General features: G+C 73.6%; 15 protein-coding genes. 10 read left to right on the top strand and 5 right to left on the bottom strand.

The features are described 5' to 3' along the window. The first annotated feature begins 1 nt into the window (after position 1). Positions 2 to 1,285, top strand: a complete 1,284-nt coding sequence (locus V6U82_RS00285; RefSeq protein WP_334458467.1) for a sensor histidine kinase — start codon at positions 2 to 4, stop codon at positions 1,283 to 1,285. Next, on the top strand, positions 1,273 to 1,932 hold the full coding sequence (locus V6U82_RS00290; RefSeq protein WP_334458468.1) for a response regulator transcription factor: 660 nt from the start codon (positions 1,273 to 1,275) through the stop codon (positions 1,930 to 1,932). The genes V6U82_RS00285 and V6U82_RS00290 overlap by 13 nt, the downstream gene beginning before the upstream one ends. A gap of 7 nt (positions 1,933 to 1,939) precedes the next feature. Here V6U82_RS00290 and V6U82_RS00295 read toward each other — a convergent pair whose 3' ends face one another. Next, positions 1,940 to 2,362 (bottom strand): acyl-CoA thioesterase, encoded by a 423-nt coding sequence (locus V6U82_RS00295; RefSeq protein ID WP_121684684.1) that lies wholly within the window; start codon positions 2,360 to 2,362, stop codon positions 1,940 to 1,942. A gap of 71 nt (positions 2,363 to 2,433) precedes the next feature. Here V6U82_RS00295 and V6U82_RS00300 point away from each other — a divergent pair, with 71 nt between their 5' ends. Continuing rightward, positions 2,434 to 3,177 carry an N-acetyltransferase gene (locus V6U82_RS00300; protein ID WP_334458470.1) on the top strand — a complete coding sequence of 248 codons (744 nt, stop codon included), beginning with the start codon at positions 2,434 to 2,436 and terminating at the stop codon, positions 3,175 to 3,177. A 4-nt stretch (positions 3,178 to 3,181) separates the two neighbouring features. Here the strand turns inward: V6U82_RS00300 and V6U82_RS00305 are convergent, their stop codons facing one another. Further along, entirely contained in the window at positions 3,182 to 3,487 is a 306-nt protein-coding gene (locus V6U82_RS00305) for a DUF1330 domain-containing protein (RefSeq protein ID WP_121684686.1), read from the bottom strand. 176 nt (positions 3,488 to 3,663) lie between these two features. On the opposite strand from V6U82_RS00305, the gene V6U82_RS00310 reads away from it, so the two are divergent. The 3 genes from V6U82_RS00310 to V6U82_RS00320 all read left to right on the top strand — a co-directional run bounded on the left by V6U82_RS00310 (position 3,664) and on the right by V6U82_RS00320 (position 5,463). Next, a complete protein-coding gene (locus tag V6U82_RS00310; RefSeq protein WP_187690116.1) occupies positions 3,664 to 4,626 on the top strand; it encodes a hypothetical protein in 963 nt (320 codons plus the stop codon). 40 nt (positions 4,627 to 4,666) lie between these two features. Then, positions 4,667 to 5,005, top strand: a complete 339-nt coding sequence (locus V6U82_RS00315; RefSeq protein ID WP_334458472.1) for a putative quinol monooxygenase — start codon at positions 4,667 to 4,669, stop codon at positions 5,003 to 5,005. A gap of 98 nt (positions 5,006 to 5,103) precedes the next feature. Then, positions 5,104 to 5,463 (top strand): hypothetical protein, encoded by a 360-nt coding sequence (locus V6U82_RS00320; RefSeq protein WP_120569752.1) that lies wholly within the window; start codon positions 5,104 to 5,106, stop codon positions 5,461 to 5,463. A gap of 42 nt (positions 5,464 to 5,505) precedes the next feature. Here the strand turns inward: V6U82_RS00320 and V6U82_RS00325 are convergent, their stop codons facing one another. After that, the gene (locus V6U82_RS00325; protein WP_334458474.1) at positions 5,506 to 6,351 is read right to left on the bottom strand and encodes a S1 family peptidase; all 846 of its coding nucleotides are present in this window, start codon (positions 6,349 to 6,351) and stop codon (positions 5,506 to 5,508) included. Between the two features lie 382 nt (positions 6,352 to 6,733). Between V6U82_RS00325 and V6U82_RS00330 the strand changes: the two genes are divergently transcribed. Continuing rightward, positions 6,734 to 8,179, top strand: coding sequence for an endo-1,4-beta-xylanase (locus tag V6U82_RS00330; RefSeq protein WP_334458475.1), 1,446 nt, complete (start codon positions 6,734 to 6,736; stop codon positions 8,177 to 8,179). A 115-nt stretch (positions 8,180 to 8,294) separates the two neighbouring features. Then, positions 8,295 to 9,227, top strand: coding sequence for a superoxide dismutase (locus V6U82_RS00335; RefSeq protein WP_334458477.1), 933 nt, complete (start codon positions 8,295 to 8,297; stop codon positions 9,225 to 9,227). 41 nt (positions 9,228 to 9,268) lie between these two features. Here V6U82_RS00335 and V6U82_RS00340 read toward each other — a convergent pair whose 3' ends face one another. Both V6U82_RS00340 and V6U82_RS00345 read right to left on the bottom strand, forming a co-directional pair. Continuing rightward, a complete protein-coding gene (locus V6U82_RS00340) occupies positions 9,269 to 10,843 on the bottom strand; it encodes a Na+/H+ antiporter (protein WP_181726756.1) in 1,575 nt (524 codons plus the stop codon). Between the two features lie 76 nt (positions 10,844 to 10,919). Next, the gene (locus tag V6U82_RS00345) at positions 10,920 to 11,540 is read right to left on the bottom strand and encodes an L-threonylcarbamoyladenylate synthase (protein WP_013286492.1); all 621 of its coding nucleotides are present in this window, start codon (positions 11,538 to 11,540) and stop codon (positions 10,920 to 10,922) included. A 96-nt stretch (positions 11,541 to 11,636) separates the two neighbouring features. Here V6U82_RS00345 and V6U82_RS00350 point away from each other — a divergent pair, with 96 nt between their 5' ends. Together V6U82_RS00350 and V6U82_RS00355 are read left to right on the top strand one after the other, a co-directional pair. Then, positions 11,637 to 12,005, top strand: a complete 369-nt coding sequence (locus tag V6U82_RS00350; protein WP_334458481.1) for a hypothetical protein — start codon at positions 11,637 to 11,639, stop codon at positions 12,003 to 12,005. A gap of 261 nt (positions 12,006 to 12,266) precedes the next feature. Then, positions 12,267 to 15,260, top strand: coding sequence for a glycosyl hydrolase (locus V6U82_RS00355; protein ID WP_334458483.1), 2,994 nt, complete (start codon positions 12,267 to 12,269; stop codon positions 15,258 to 15,260). The last annotated feature ends 12 nt before the right edge of the window (positions 15,261 to 15,272 follow it).

Consider the following 15,272-nt stretch of genomic DNA (forward strand, 5'->3'; position numbering starts at 1 on the left):
CATGACAGTTGATCACGGGCTGGCCGTCGCGTTGCGCCGCCGCCGCTACCTGCTCTCCGCGTGGCCGTGGCGGGCCCTGGCGTACGCCGTCACGACCCTGCCCCTGGCCGGCGCGGCGGCGCTCGGCGCGGCGGTCGTCGCCGCGCCGCTGCTGCTGGTGGCCGCCGCGCTGCGGCGGGGCCGCCCGGTCGACGCCGGGGCGCTGGCGGCGCTGGCCGTGGTGGCGCTGGCGGTGGTGGCGCTCGCTCCGCTGGCCGGCGCGCCGCTGGCCGCGTTCGAGCGGTGGCGCCTCGGCCTGGTCGACGACCGCCCGGTGACCGCGCCGAGGTGGCGCGGGCTCGCCGCCCGTTTCACCACCGCCACCGGGTGGCGGGAGGGCGCGTACCTGGCCGTGCTGGGTGCGGCGGTGCCGCTGGCGTACGGGATGTTCGGGCTGCTCGTGCTGCTGGACGCGGCGCTCGTCGCCGGTCCCTGGCTGGCCGGCGGCGAGGACCGGATCGTGCTGGTCTGGGCCACTGTCGACTCCCCGGCCGAGGCGGTGCCGTACGCCTTCGCCGGCCTGCTGGCGGCCCCGGCACTGGTCTACCTGGCCGGCCTGCTCGTCGCGGTGCAGGCGGCGGTGACCCGCCTGCTGCTCGACGACGCGCCCGCCGGGACGGCCCTGCGCGAGGTGACCCGGTCCCGTGCCCGCCTGGTGAGCGCCTACGAGGCGGAGCGGCGCCGCATCGAGCGGGACGTGCACGACGGCGTGCAGCCACGCCTGACCAGTCTCACCCTCCAGCTCGGGCTGGCCCGCCTGGACGTGCCGGACGACTCCCCGGTGGCGAAGCCGCTCGCGGCGGCGCACGAGCAGGCCAAGGAGCTGATGGTGACGTTGCGCGGCATAGTGCAGGGCATCCGCCCGCCACAGCTCACCGAACTCGGTCTGGCCGCCGCCGTCGGCGACCTGGCCGCCCGGTCGGTCGTCCCGGTCACCGTGCACGCCGACCTGACCCGCCCGGTGCCCGACCTGGTGGAGACCACCGCCTGGTACGTGGTCTCGGAGACGCTCGGCAACGTCGCCCGGCACGCCGGGGCCACTCGGGCGCAGGTGCGGCTGACCCGTACCGACCGCCTGCTGGTGGTGGAGGTACGCGACGACGGCCGGGGCGGCGCCGACCCGGCGCGCGGCACCGGCCTGACCGGGCTCGCGGACCGGGTGGCCGCGGCGGACGGGCGGCTGCTGCTGTCCAGCCCGCCCGGTGGGCCTACCCTCGTGCGGGTGGAGCTGCCGTGCCGTCCGTGACCCGGGTCGTCCTGGCCGAGGACGAGGTGCTGCTCCGGGAGGGCCTGGTGGGCCTGCTGACCCGGTTCGGCTTCGCGGTGGACGCCGCGGTCGGCTCCGCCCCGGAGCTGCTCGACGCGGTGCGCACGCACCGGCCCGACCTCCTGGTGACCGACATCCGGATGCCGCCGCAGCATCGCGACGACGGCCTGCGCGCGGCCGTCACGCTGCGTGCCGAACGCCCGGACCTCGCCGTGGTGGTGCTCAGCCAGCACGTGCAGAGCGGGTACGCCGCCGCGCTGCTCGACAGCGGCGACGGCAACCGGGTCGGCTACCTGCTCAAGGACCGGGTGGCCGACGTCGCGGAGTTCGCCGCGACGCTGCGCCGGGTGGCGGCCGGCGGCACCGCCGTCGACCCGGACGTGGTGCGGCACCTGCTGCGGCGTCCGCGCGACCCGCTCGGCACGCTGTCCCCCCGTGAGCGGGAGGTGCTGGGCCTGGTCGCCGAGGGCCACTCCAACGCGGCCATCGCGGCCCGGCTGTACGTCACCGAGGCGGCGGTCGGCAAGCACGTGGGCAACATCCTGGCCAAACTCGGCCTGCCGCCGGACGAGGACACCAACCGGCGGGTGCTCGCCGTGCTCGCCTACCTGCGCGCGGCGGGCTGACCGGGCGTCACAGGTTCATCGGCACGGGATCGGTGGCCAGCGCCCGGAACCGCTCGCGCGGGTCGGCCACGAGCCGCCGCCCGGTGAGGTCGAGCAGCCCGCCGACGCCGGTCACCGAGGCGACCGGGGTGCCGTCGGCACGGGTGAACTCCTGGCCGATCCGGAACGTCTTGCCCTCGCCCCAGTGGAACTCGCAGGTCACGTCGACCTCGTCGCCGCCGCGCAGCTCCCGCAGGTAGCGCACCGTCACCTCCAGCGCGACCGGCCCGACGCCGCCGGCGAGCAGCCGGTCCTGGCCGATGCCGGACGCGCGCAGGCACTCCCAGCGGGCGTGCTCGGCGTACTGGAGGTAGACCGCCTGGTTGAGGTGCCCCTGCGTGTCGAGTTCGTAGCCGCGCACGGTGACGCGCACCCGGAACGGATCTGCCATGCCGGCAGCCTAGCCACCGGCGCCGACAAAAGGGCGTGCGGTCCGGGCCGCGCGGCTCTAGCCTGCCCGGCGTGACAGTGGAGATCGTGACCCTGGCGCAGCGGCCCGACCTGGCGCCGCTGCTGGACGCCGACTTCGACGGCGCCTGGCCGCCGTTCATGCTCTGGGACCCGATGGGCGCGATCTACTACGGCGTCGCGCACGAGACGTACCCCGAGTTCGTCTTCGCCGCCGTCGACCCGGCCGAGCCGGGCCGGGCGGTGGCCCGGGGGTACGCGGTGCCGCTGCGCTGGACCGAGGACGAGCTGCCCGACGGCGGCTGGGACCGGGTGATCCAGCGGGCCACGCTGGGCCGGCTCACCGGGTCCACTCCGAACCTGGTGTCGGCGCTGGAGATCTGCGTGCGCCCGGACCGGCGCGGCGGCGGGCTGTCCGGGCTGATGCTCGCGGCCATGCGCGCGGCGGTGGCCCGCGCGGGCTTCGACACGCTGGTGGCGCCGGTGCGCCCGAACGGCAAGGCCGCCGTCCCGGACGTGCCGATGACCGAGTACGTGGCCCGGCGCGGCCCGGACGGGCTGCCGGCCGACCCGTGGCTGCGGGTGCACGTGCGGGCGGGCGGGGTCGTCGAGCGGATCGCGCCCCGGTCGATGACGGTGACCGGCACGCTCGCCGACTGGCGGCGCTGGACCGGGCTGCCGTTCGACACCTCCGGCCCGGTACGCGTGCCGGGCGCGCTGACGCCGGTGCTCGTCGACGTCGACCACGACCACGCCGCGTACGTCGAGCCCAACGTGTGGGTGCGCCACCGGCTCTGACGGCTCAGGCCGGCCAGGCGTGACCGATCCCGTCGAGCAGCAGGACCACGCCCTCGGTGGCCGCCTCCCGGTCCCGGGAGATCTCCCGGTACTCCGGCGAGGTGGACCAGCGCTCGAAGTCCTCGCGGTTGTCGAACGACAGCAGTACCGCCTTCTGGTGCGGCCAGTCGCCCTCGACCACGCGGGGGGCGGTGTCGGCGGCGAGCAGCTTCCCGCCGTAGCGGGCCAGCACCGGCGGGAAGGCGGCGGCATACCTGTCGTAGCGCGCCCGGTCGTGGATGGTGAGCTGTGCGAGGGCGTAGACGGTCACCGGCTCAGGCTACCGACCGCCCGAGCGCCGCGGTGTCGTCCGTCAGGTCGGCGCCACCGCCGCCGCGACCCGGCCGACTGTCCGTTGTGCGCTAGCCATTATGCCTCTGACCTGCGAATACTGGTGGCAGGCTCGCGCGCGCCCCGCGCCGGGTGGGGGGAAAGAGGTGGGGCACGATGATCGGACAGGAGACCCAGCCGGAGGCCGTACCCGGTCCGCGGAACGCGCCGGAGGACCGGCTGGTCCGGCCCGCCGCGCCGGTTCCCGGCGCGGTGTGGCAGGTCCGCGTCCGGACCAAACTCGACGACCTGTACCAGCAGCTCGCGGTGCTGTCCGCGCGCGACCCGGAGCGGGCCGGGGCGCTGCGCGCGCAGCTGTCCGGGGTGGAGGGGGTGCTCGGACGCAGCGGCGTGGTCGAGTGGTTGCGCGGCGGCAACCTGGAGTACGCGTGGCAGACGATCCACTCGGTGGAGCGGGGGATGGTGGCGCTGCGCAGCCCGGACGAGCTGACCGGGCTGCTGCCGGCGTACCGGAGCGCGGCGGCGCAGGTGCTGCCGGCCGACGACAAGGTGCTCACCGATCTCGACCCGTCGGCCGGCACCCCGTCCGACGCGCTGCTGCGCGCCCGGGTGCAGGCACTGCTGCTGCGCTACCACTCCGCGTCCGACGAGTTCCACGAGTCGGCCCGCCGGCTGCGCAACCGGATGCTGGGGCTGTCGGTGTTCGCGCTGGTGGCGGAGATCCTGGTGGTGCTGGTGCAGTGGCGCAGCCACGACGTACGGCTGCTGGAGGCGCCGACCGACGCCGGTGGCGTGCCGGCCTGGCGGCTGCTGTTCTTCGTGCTGATCGCCGGGGCGCTCGGCGCGTTCCTCAGCGCGCTGCCCTCGATGATCACCTCACGGTCCGGCGGGCTGCCCTACAAGCTGCCGTTCCAGCAGGGGCTGCTGAAGCTCGCGATCGGCCCGCTGGTGGCGGTGGTCGGCATCATGCTGGTCATCGGCGGCCTGGTGGAGACCAGCGTGAGCAGCACGGCCGCGCTGCTGGGCCTGGCGATCGTCTTCGGCGCCGGGCAGCAGGCGGTCACCGCGTTCGCCGACCGGCGGGCGGCCGAACTGCTCGGGCCGGCGGCCAAGAGCTGATGCCGCACGGCGGCCTGTCCGGCCTGGGTAGCCTGATCCCATGATCTTCATTACCGCGAAGTTCCGGGTCCGTCCGGAGGACGCCGACAACTGGCCGCAGATCGCCGCCGACTTCACCGCCGCGACCCGGGCCGAGCCCGGCTGCCTGTGGTTCGACTGGTCCCGCAGCCTGGACGACCCGACCGAGTACGTGCTGGTCGAGGCGTTCCGCGACGACGAGGCGGGCGCGGCGCACGTGCAGTCGGAGCACTTCCGGACCGCCCGGCGCACGCTGCCTCCGCACCTGGCCGAGACGCCCAGGATCGTCAACGTGACGGTGCCGCAGCAGGACTGGTCGCGCCTGGGCGAGATGGCCGTGCCCGGCGACACCGCGAGCTGAAGATTTCCCACGGTTTACCGCTCAGGCATTGAAGCTTGTTTTCACCTCCCGCTACCCTCGGCGGAAAGATCCACCATCCACCGTGGAGGAGCTGAAGCATGCGCAAGCTGATGGCGGCGCTCGGCGCCGGGGCGATGACGGCCGCGGGCCTGCTCGCGGTCACGACACCGGCCCAGGCCGCGGCCTGCACCCTGGTGCAGTCGGAGGTCTACAACGGGGCGAACCTGATCGCCTGGTCGCGCGGCCTGGACGGCTGCTCGGGCGACGTCTACTGGGAGATCCAGTCCGGTGACGGCGGCACGTGGCAGGTGACCGACAGCGGCACCACGCACTACGACGACCAGGTCGTCAGCTACTACGGTGACGTGGACCTGCCGTGCTACCTGCGGGTGTACGCGGCGTTCGGGGACCAGGAGCGGCTGACCCGGCCGGTGCGCAACAACAACTGCGCGGGCTGACCACCGGCCGGGGCGCGTCGGGCGCCCCGGCCGCACCGCCGGTCACGGGACGGTCAGGCCGTACGCGGCGAGGATCTCCAGGATCGGCTGGTAGTAGCTGGTACCGCCGCTCGCGCAGTTGCCGCTGCCGCCGGAGAGGACGCCGATGACGGTGCCGGTCGCGGCCACGTAGAGCGGGCCGCCGCTGTCGCCCGGCTCGGCGCAGATGTTGGTCCGGATGAGCCCGGTGACGCTGCCCTCGGCGTAGTTGACAGTCGCGTTCAGCCCGGTGACGGTGCCGCACCGCACGCCTGTGGTGGCCCCGCTGCGGCAGACCGCCTGCCCGACGTACGCGCTGCCGGCGGCGGTGACGGTGATCTGCCCGGGGTAGGTGTGGACCGCACTCGGATGGGCGACGGTGCCGGTGTAGCGGACCACGCCGTAGTCGTTGCCGGGGAAGCTGCTGCCGGTCCGGCTGCCCAGCACGGTGGTGCGGGCGCTGTCGGCGTACCAGGTGGCGGCGAGGCGGGTGCAGTGCCCGGCGGTGACGAAGTACCAGGTGGTGCCGCTGCGTACGTTGGCCCCCAGTGAGCAGCGCCCGCTGCCGCCGTAGATCGCCTGTCCGCCGGCGACGAGCGTGCGCAGCCGCCCGGGTTCGTGGCGCAGCACCGCGCCGGCCCGGTCGGCGGTGCGTCGCAACGCGGCCAGCTCGCGCCCGCGTACCGTGTTGTCGGCGGTGACCGTGAGCCGGCCGCTGGCCGGGTCGTGCCCCCAGGCGGTGCCGGGCGTGCGGAGGTCGGCGAGCGCGGCGGGGCCGGGCGGCGGTGCGGCGGCGCCGGCCCGGGCGCCCGCCGGGGTGCCGGCGAGCAGCGCGGCGAGGACGAGTACGACGAGCGCTGGTCGGCGCATCCTCCAGGACCTCCTCCATCGTCTACGGTCGATTCGTCAAGCATCGGCCCGCGGGCGCGATCGACTCAAGCGGCAGAACCGGCGGTCTCCGAAACTTTCGGAGTCAGGGCGGGCGGTACGGCGTGCACGCAGGCCGTGCCCGCACGCGATTCCCGCCCGTCCGCCCGGCGCCGCGTGCCCCGATGTCGACGCATCGAGGTGATTAAGTTTTCGGAACGCTTCCGGTAGGCTCCGGGCAGAGATTCGCTTCGATCCACTCACGATGTGCCGGGGAGTCACTCCCTGACCTGGCGCGGCCACCGGGCGGCCGCGCGGAGCCGACGTCGTGGCGGGCGGTGGCCGAGGCGAGCCGATCCCATTGACAGGCTAGAGAGGCGTTCAGATGGACAAGGTGCTCGCCCGCGGCAGCGGGAGCGCGGCAGCCCGGTCACGCCCGCGGACCGCTGTGGTCGCGATGGTGGCGGGGGCCGCGGTGGTCGCCGCCACGATAGCGGTGGCGACCAGTGCCAGCGCCGGCACGACGCTCGGCGCGTCGGCGGCGGAGCAGGGCCGGTACTTCGGCACGGCGGTGGCGGTGAACAAGTTGTCCGACAGCACGTACGTCGGCATCCTGAACCGCGAGTTCAACATGGTCACCGCCGAGAACGAGATGAAGTGGGACGCCACCGAGCCGTCCCAGAACCAGTTCAACTTCAGCAGCGGCGACCGCCTCGTCGCGCACGCCCAGGCCAACGGCATGCGGGTACGCGGCCACGCGCTGCTCTGGCACCAGCAGCAGCCCGGCTGGGCGCAGAACATGTCCGGCAGCGCGCTGCGCCAGGCGATGCTCAACCACGTCACCCAGGTCGCCACCCACTACCGGGGCAAGATCCACTCCTGGGACGTGGTGAACGAGGCGTTCGACGACGGCAACAGCGGCGCCCGCCGCAACTCCAACCTGGAGCGCACCGGCAGCGACTGGATCGAGGCCGCGTTCCGCGCCGCCCGCGCCGCCGACCCGGGTGCCAAGCTCTGCTACAACGACTACAACACCGACAACTGGTCGTGGGCCAAGACCCAGGGCGTCTACAACATGGTCCGGGACTTCAAGGCCCGCGGCGTGCCGATCGACTGCGTCGGCCTCCAGTCGCACTTCAACAGCGGGTCGCCGTACCCGAGCAACTACCGCACCACGCTGCAGAACTTCGCCGCGCTCGGCGTCGACGTGCAGATCACCGAGCTGGACATCGAAGGCTCCGGGAGCAGCCAGGCCACCACGTACGGCAACGTGACCCGGGACTGCCTGGCCGTGCCGCGCTGCAACGGCATCACCGTCTGGGGCATCCGGGACACCGACTCCTGGCGGGCCAGCGGCACCCCGCTGCTGTTCGACGGCAGCGGCAACAAGAAGCAGGCGTACACGGCCGTGCTGAACGCGCTCAACGAGGGCGGCACCCCGCCGCCCACCACCGCGCCGCCGACCAGCACCCCGCCCACGTCGACGCCGCCGACCAGCACGCCGCCGACCAGCGCGCCGCCGACGACTCCCCCGCCGACCGGCGCCTGCACCGCGACGTTCACCACCAACCAGTGGCCGGGCGGCTTCGTCACCAACGTCCGGATCACCGCGGGTTCCAGCGGGCTCAACGGGTGGACCGTGTCGCTCACCGTGCCCTCGGGCTCGGCCGTCACGAACACCTGGAGCGCCCAGGCCAGCGGCACCACCGGTGCGGTGACGTTCCGCAACGTGGACTACAACCGCCAGGTCGGTGCCGGTGGCACCACCGAGTTCGGATTCCAGGGCACCGGCACGGCGCCCTCCGGCACGCCGGCCTGCGCGGCCGGCTGACCGCCGGCGCGACCCGGCACGGGACCACCGTGCCGGGTCGCGTCCCCGGCGGGCACCGGCCGGCGACCGTACAGTGGGGTAGGTCCTGTTCCACCGTTTCGCCGGAAGGACCACAGTGAACCGACGCATCAGGACCGCCCTCGGCGTCGCCCTGACCGCCGCCCTCGTCACCACCGCCGCCCCGGCCCCCGCCACCGCCCACGACCGCCGCCCGAGCGTCATCGCGCTGCCCGACGGCTTCCAGCCGGAAGGCGTCGCCGCCGCCGGCCGGTACGCCTGGTTCGGGTCGCGGGCCACCGGCGAGATCTACCGCGCCGACCTGATCACCGGCGCGGGCAAGCAGGTCAGTCCCGCCACCGGCACCCCCTCGCTCGGCCTGAAGATCGACCCGCGGGGCCGGCTCTTCGTCGCCGGCGGCACCGCCGGTGACGCCCGGGTGATCGACACGCGCACGGGCGCCGTGCTCGCCCGCTACCGGTTCGCCGAGGCGCCGACGTTCGTCAACGACGTGACGCTCACCCGCGACGCCGCCTGGTTCACCGACTCGAACCGGCCGGTGCTCTACCGCCTGCCGCTGGGACGCGGCGGCACACTGCCGCCCGCCGACGGCTTCACCACGCTGCCGCTGACCGGCGACTTCCAGCAGAGCGGCACCGGCGTCAACCTCAACGGCATCGTGCCCACCCCGGACGGGCGGGCGCTGATCGTCGTGCAGTCGAACACCGGCACGCTGTTCCGGGTGGACCCGGCCACCGGCGTCACCACCGCAGTCGACGTGCCGGGCGCCACGTTCCTCAACGGCGACGGCCTGCTGCTGCTCGGCCGCACGCTGTACGTGGTGCAGAATTTCCTCAACCAGGTCGCCGTGGTCGAGCTGAACCGTGCCGGCACCAGGGGCGCGCTGCACCGGATCGTCACCGACCCCGGCTTCGACGTGCCGACCACCGTCGCCACCGCGCTCGGCCGGCTCTACCTGCCGAACGGCCGGTTCACCACCCCGCCGACGCCGACCACCCCGTACACGGTGGTCGCTGTCGACGCGCGCTGAGTTACGCCGGCCGCCACCCGGACGGGTGGCGGCCGGCCGGCTCACTCCTCCATCTCCGGCCCGAGCAGCCGGATCTCCTCGATGTCGATGGCCGCCTGGAGCTGCCGCAGCACCGCGTCGTCGATCTGCCTGGTGTTGCGCAGCCGGGTGATCTCCTGCCGCTTGTGGTCGAGCACCCGCAGCCGGAGCCGCCGGGCCATCTCCCGCTCCCCCTCCGCGTCCTCGCCGCGCGGGTCGCGGGCGTCGGCCAGATGATCCTCGTAGTCGGCCCGCAACCGGTCCACCGTGTCCTGCGTGGCGCCCACGTCGCTGGCCGCCCGGGGCAGCGCCTCCAGGGCGGCCTCGGTGGCCCGGATCCGGGCCCAGCGCACCTCGTCGTCGCGTTCCCGGTCGCCCACCAGGCCCGCCCAGCTCACGACAGCGGGCAGCGTGGTGCCCTGCACCAGCATGATCAGCACGATCACCACGACGGTCACGAAAATGATCAGGTCGCGTTCGCGCACCGGGCTCCCGTCGTGCATGGTGACCGGCACGGCGAGCGCGGCGGCGAGCGAGACGGCGCCGCGGAATCCGGCCCAGCCCACCGCGGTACGCATCCGGCCGTCGAAGTGCCGCGCCCGGCTCGACTCGCGCCGGTCCACGCGTTGCAGCGCCGACACCGACAGGTGCACCCAGACCAGCCGGATCACCACGACGACCAACGACACGAGCGCCGCGATGCCGAGCGACGCGGCCGGCGAGTGGCTGGTGATGCTGCGCAGCGAACGCGGCACCTGCGTTCCGAGCAGCACGAAGAGCCCACCGTTGATCATGAAGGTGGACAGGTCCCAGAACGCGAACGCGGTGACCCGGGAACGCGCCCGGATCACCCTCGGCGCGGCGTAGGACAGCAGCAGCCCGGACACGACCACCGCGAGCACGCCGCTGGCGTGCACCGCGTCGGCGAGCAGGAACGCGACGAACGGGGTGAGGATGCTCAGGCCGCCCTCACGCATCGGGTCGTCGACGTGCTTGCGGATCAGCACCACGACCGCGCCGACGAGCAGGCCGGCGGCCACCCCGCCGAGCGACTTGCCGACGAACTCGCCGGTGAGCGTCAGCGCACCGGGCACGGTCCCGCCCGCGACCACGCCGGCCGCCACGGCGAACAGCACGAGCGCCGTACCGTCGTTGACCAGGCTCTCCGCGCGCAGCGTGGTGAGGATGCCGCGCGGCATCCGCTTGGCCAGGCCGGCCACGGCGGCCGCGTCGGTCGGCGCCAGCACCGCGCCGAGCACCCACGCGGCGGCCGGCTGCACGCCGAGAGCCTGCGCGGTGTACGCGACGGCGACCATCGTGACGATCACCAGCACGACCGCGAGCCCGACGATCACCGTGAGGTTGGCCCGGATCTCGCGAAGGCTGATGACCAGGCTCTCCCGGTAGAGGATCGCCGGGAGGAACAGCACCAGCACGACCTCGGGTTCGAGGATCAGGTTGTCGAACGGCGGCAGCAGGCCGATGAGCGCGCCCATGGCGATCAGCAGGACCGGCGGCGCGACGCTGTAGCGCCCCCCGATCGTGGTGCCGACGAGCACGGTGGCGCCCAGCACCGTGATCAGCACGAGTGCTTCCACGCCGTACCCCCGTCACCGTCTGCCGGGAATCACGGTGCCCTACGGCGGCGGCCCGGCGGGGCGGAACGGGTGATCGTTACTCGAAGCGGGCCGGGTCGCCGGCGCCACGGCGCAGGATCTCCGGCTCCGGGCCGGACAGATCGACCACGGTGGTCGGCTCCAGCCCGCAGTCCCCGGCGTCGACCACGGCGTCGACCAGGTGGTCGAGCCGTTCCTTGATCTCCCAGCCCTGCGTCATCGGCTCGTCCTCACCGGGCAGCAGCAGCGTGCTGGTCAGCAGCGGCTCGCCGAGTTCGGCGAGCAGCGCCTGGGTCACCGTGTGCCGGGGTACGCGTGCCCCGACCACCCGCCGCCGCGGGTCCTGCAACCGGCGGGGTACCTCGGCGGTGGCCGGCAGCAGGAACGTGTAGCTGCCCGGGATGACGGACTTCACCTGCCGGAAGACCGCGTTGCTGAGCTTGACGAACTGGCCGAGCTGGGCGAAGTCGGCGCACATCAGCGTGAACGGGTGCCGGTCGTCGAGCCGCCGGATCTCCCGGATCCGTTCCACGCCGTCGCGGTTGCCGATCCGGCAGCCGAGCGCGTAGCAGGAGTCGGTCGGGTAGGCGATCACCCCGTCGGCGCGCAGCAGGTCCACCACCTGCCGGATCACGCGGGGCTGGGGGTTGTCCGGATGCAGGTCGTAGTACCTCGCCACGCCGGTCAGCCTATGTCCGCGTTCCGGCGGGCGCAGGTTTGGCCGGGGCGGTTTCCGGAAACAGGTGGGGGCCGTTCACGACAGGGGGACCGAATCATGTCCGAAGCCAGCACAGACCGCGTCGCCGACCGCCCCGCGGAGGTGACCGATCCGCTGCTGTGGGACCTGGCCGCCGCGGTGGCCGACGCGCACCAGCCGGACGCCGAGCGCGTCTGCGCCAGCCCGAGCTGCGCCGGGGCGGCGTGGCCGTGCGCCGCCTGGAACAACGCGCAGGTGGGGTTGAGCGCCGCCCGGGCACCGCGGCGGTCCGCCGCGTCCCGGCAGCCCGCCACCTCGCCGCAGTCCGCCTCGCCGCGGCCGGTCGCCGCCGGGCAGCCGGACGCCGGTCAGGCCGGTGCCGCCGGTGAGCCGGGCACTGTGGGCGCGCGGAGCGGCGCGCGGAGCCTCGCCGCCACCGCCGCCTGACTCAGCGTAGGCGCAGGCGTTCTCGCGCCGCCCCCGGCCGTCTCGGCCGGGGGCGGCGCTCGTGTGCGCCGTCGGCGCTGGTCAGCGCGGCTCGTGAGGTGCCTGGGGAGTCGGTCGTCAGCGCGGGAGAGCGCTCTCTTTGATAACAGGACATTGACGGATCCGTAACCCGAACCTTACTGTCCCTTCTCAAGAGAGCGCTCTCACGACTCCGGACCACCACTCCGTCACCCCCGCCTTCTCCTCGTGAAGGGGACCTCCATGACCCATCTGCGGGACTTCTCCCCCGACCCCGTACCCCCGACCGCACCCGTCCCGTCCCCGGCCCGCCGGCGCGGCCTGCGGGCGACCGCCCTCGTCGCCGCCTCAGTGCTGGCCGCCGGCCTGCTGGGTGTCGTGGTCGGCGGTGGCGGCACGGCCACCGCCGGCGCCGTCGGCGCGGGCAGCTTCACCGAGACGCGGCCCGCCGGCGCGCTGCTGCCCAAGGGCTGCGGCGCGATCAGCACCGACCCGCGCATCTTCACCACCGCCGACGCACCCGCCGGCGCGATCCCCACCAACGACTGGTGGTCGTCGCTGATCTGGAAGCGCAACAACTGCACGGGCAGCGAGGTCCTGCACGCCCACCCGCTGGCGTTCAAGGCCGAGAACAACGGGCTCGGGCTGTCGTACACCACCACACCGGCGATCAGCGGGACCGCGACCGGCGTCGGCGAGTTCCACTACCCGTACGGCGAGGACGTGCGCGTCGGGATGCCGGGGCTGTCCGCGCCGGTGGTCAAGGCCGCCGGATGGAGCGACTGGACGGTCACCGCCGACTGGAGCGACGGCAGCCGCACCATGCGCGCCACCATCGGCCACGGACTGCCGTTCGGCTACTACACGGTCAGCGGCGGCACCGCCCAGCTCACCACCACCGCCACGCCCACCGTGTGGCGCAACTCCGGCGCCACCATCGGCTTCACGGTCAACGGCCACGACTACGTCGCGTACGCCCCGACCGGCGCGACCTGGACCGTCAACGGCGCCGGCATCAGCTCGACACTGGCCGGCAAGGGGTACTTCTCGGTCGCGGTGCTGCCGGGCGGCGGCGACCGGGCCGCCCTGGCCGACACGTACGGCCGGTACGCCCACGCGCACGTGACAGGCACCCGGATGAGCTACACGTACGACCCGTCGGCGGGAACGGTGCGCACCACGTACGCGTTCACCACCACGCCCCGCGAGGGCAGCGAGACGAAGACCGTGGTGGCGCTCTACCCGCACCAGTGGCGCAGCCTCACCGGCGCCACCCCGATCTCCCCGACGTACGTCTCGGCGCGCGGCGCCATGCGGGTGCTCACCGGCGCGCCGTCGTTCACCACCACGATGCGGTTCACCGGCGTCCTGCCCGAGGTGCCGGCCGTGGGCGACTCCAGCGGCGCGGACCTGTCCACCGTCACCGGCTACCTCAACGCCGAGCAGGGCAACCCGGAGGGCGTCAGCGGCACGGACACCTACTGGGCCGGCAAGGGACTCGGCCGGGCCGCCCGGATCGCCGAGATCGCCGACCAGCTCGGGCAGACCTCGGTCCGCGACGCGGCGCTGACCGCGATGCGGAACCGGCTGACCAACTGGCTCACCGCCGGCTCCGGCGAGACCGGCCAGCTGTTCTACTACGACCGCAACTGGGGCACGCTGATCGGCTACCCCGCGTCGTACGGCTCCGACGAGGACCTCAACGACCACCACTTCCACTACGGCTACTTCATCGCCGCCGCCGCGACGCTGGCCAAGTTCGACCCGGGCTGGGCCGACGACAGCCGCTACGGCGGCATGATCGACCTGCTCATCCGCGACGCCAACAACTACGACCGCGCCGACAGCCGCTTCCCCTACCTGCGGGACTTCGACATCTACGCCGGGCACGACTGGGCCTCCGGCCTGGCACCGTTCTTCGCCGGCAACAACCAGGAGTCCTCCTCGGAGGGGATGAACTTCGCCAACGCGCTGATCCAGTGGGGCCAGGCCACCGGCGACACCGCCGTCCGCGACGCCGGGGTCTACCTGTGGACCACGCAGTCCGCGGCCATCTCCGAGTACTGGTTCGACGTGTACGACCAGAACTTCCCGGCCGCGTTCGGGCACAAGACGGTCGGCATGGTGTGGGGCGACGGCGGGGCGTACTCGACCTGGTTCTCCGCCGCGCCGGAGATGATCCAGGGCATCAACATGCTGCCGATCACCGGCGGGCACCTCTACCTGGGTGACTTCCCCGAGTACGTCAAGGCCAACTACGCCGAGCTGGTCACCAACAAGGGCGGCCCGCCGACGGTCTGGCAGGACATCATCTGGGAGTTCCTGGCCCTCGGCGACGGCGAGCAGGCGCTGCGCAACTTCCGGGCGAACAGCGGATTCACCAGCGAGGAGGGCGAGAGCAAGGCGCACACGTTCCACTGGATCCGCAACCTGGCCGCGCTCGGCACCGTGGACACCACCGTCACCGCGAACCACCCGCTGGCGAAGGTGTTCGTCAAGAACGGCGCCCGCACCTACGTGGCGTCGAACATCACCGCCCGGCCGCTGACCGTCACGTTCTCCGACGGCACCACGCTCGCCGTGCCGGCCGGGAAGACGGCCACCTCCGGGGCCTACACGTGGAGCGGCGGCGACGCCACCGGCGGCGGAACCGTGCCGACCGGTCCCCCGCCGACCACGACGCCCACCCCGACGCCGACCACCGCCAGTCCCACGCCGACGCCGACCACCGCGAGCCCCAGCCCGAGCACCAGCAGCCCGTCGACGCTGACGCCGCTCCGGTACCTGCGCTCGGGCGGCGGGCTGGACGGCACCGCCGGCACCGCCGGCACGGTGAACGTGGCGGCGGCAAACGGCAACTCCGACGGCACGCCGACCAACCCGCAGGTGTTCACCGCCACCGGGCTGACCGGCACGTACACCGGCGGGGCGACCGCGTTCGACCTGGCCGTCGACGCGGGCACCGCGATCGGCAACGGCGTCCAGATCCGGGTCTCCTACGACCTGACCGGCAACGGCAGCGTCGAGCGGGTGGAGACCTACCGGTACTTCGCCACCGACCCGATCCCGGGCGCGGAGCGTTACCGGCAGACCCAGGGCCTGCTCTCGTCCACCGGCACGCTGGGCAACCTGTCCGGCGGCACGGTACGCGTCGAGGTGTGGAACGCCATCGGCGGCGCGCCCACGATCCTCGGCGTCGGCAGCAGCTCGACCGTCACGCTGCCGTACGGCTCCTGACCCGCGGTTCCG

The sequence above is a fragment of the Micromonospora sp. CPCC 205554 genome, from assembly GCF_036902745.1.
GTDB classification, from domain to species: domain Bacteria; phylum Actinomycetota; class Actinomycetes; order Mycobacteriales; family Micromonosporaceae; genus Micromonospora; species Micromonospora tulbaghiae.

What these genes read in the sequence shown, in the direction of transcription:
- V6U82_RS00295 (WP_121684684.1), bottom strand. Translation starts at nt 2,362, where the DNA reads ATGGCAGATCCGTTCCGGGTGCGCGTCACCGTGCGCGGCTACGAACTC.
- V6U82_RS00325 (WP_334458474.1), bottom strand. Translation starts at nt 6,351, where the DNA reads ATGCGCCGACCAGCGCTCGTCGTACTCGTCCTCGCCGCGCTGCTCGCC.
- V6U82_RS00310 (WP_187690116.1), top strand. Translation starts at nt 3,664, where the DNA reads ATGATCGGACAGGAGACCCAGCCGGAGGCCGTACCCGGTCCGCGGAAC.
- V6U82_RS00350 (WP_334458481.1), top strand. Translation starts at nt 11,637, where the DNA reads ATGTCCGAAGCCAGCACAGACCGCGTCGCCGACCGCCCCGCGGAGGTG.
- V6U82_RS00285 (WP_334458467.1), top strand. Translation starts at nt 2, where the DNA reads ATGACAGTTGATCACGGGCTGGCCGTCGCGTTGCGCCGCCGCCGCTAC.
- V6U82_RS00320 (WP_120569752.1), top strand. Translation starts at nt 5,104, where the DNA reads ATGCGCAAGCTGATGGCGGCGCTCGGCGCCGGGGCGATGACGGCCGCG.
- V6U82_RS00355 (WP_334458483.1), top strand. Translation starts at nt 12,267, where the DNA reads ATGACCCATCTGCGGGACTTCTCCCCCGACCCCGTACCCCCGACCGCA.
- V6U82_RS00315 (WP_334458472.1), top strand. Translation starts at nt 4,667, where the DNA reads ATGATCTTCATTACCGCGAAGTTCCGGGTCCGTCCGGAGGACGCCGAC.
- V6U82_RS00330 (WP_334458475.1), top strand. Translation starts at nt 6,734, where the DNA reads ATGGACAAGGTGCTCGCCCGCGGCAGCGGGAGCGCGGCAGCCCGGTCA.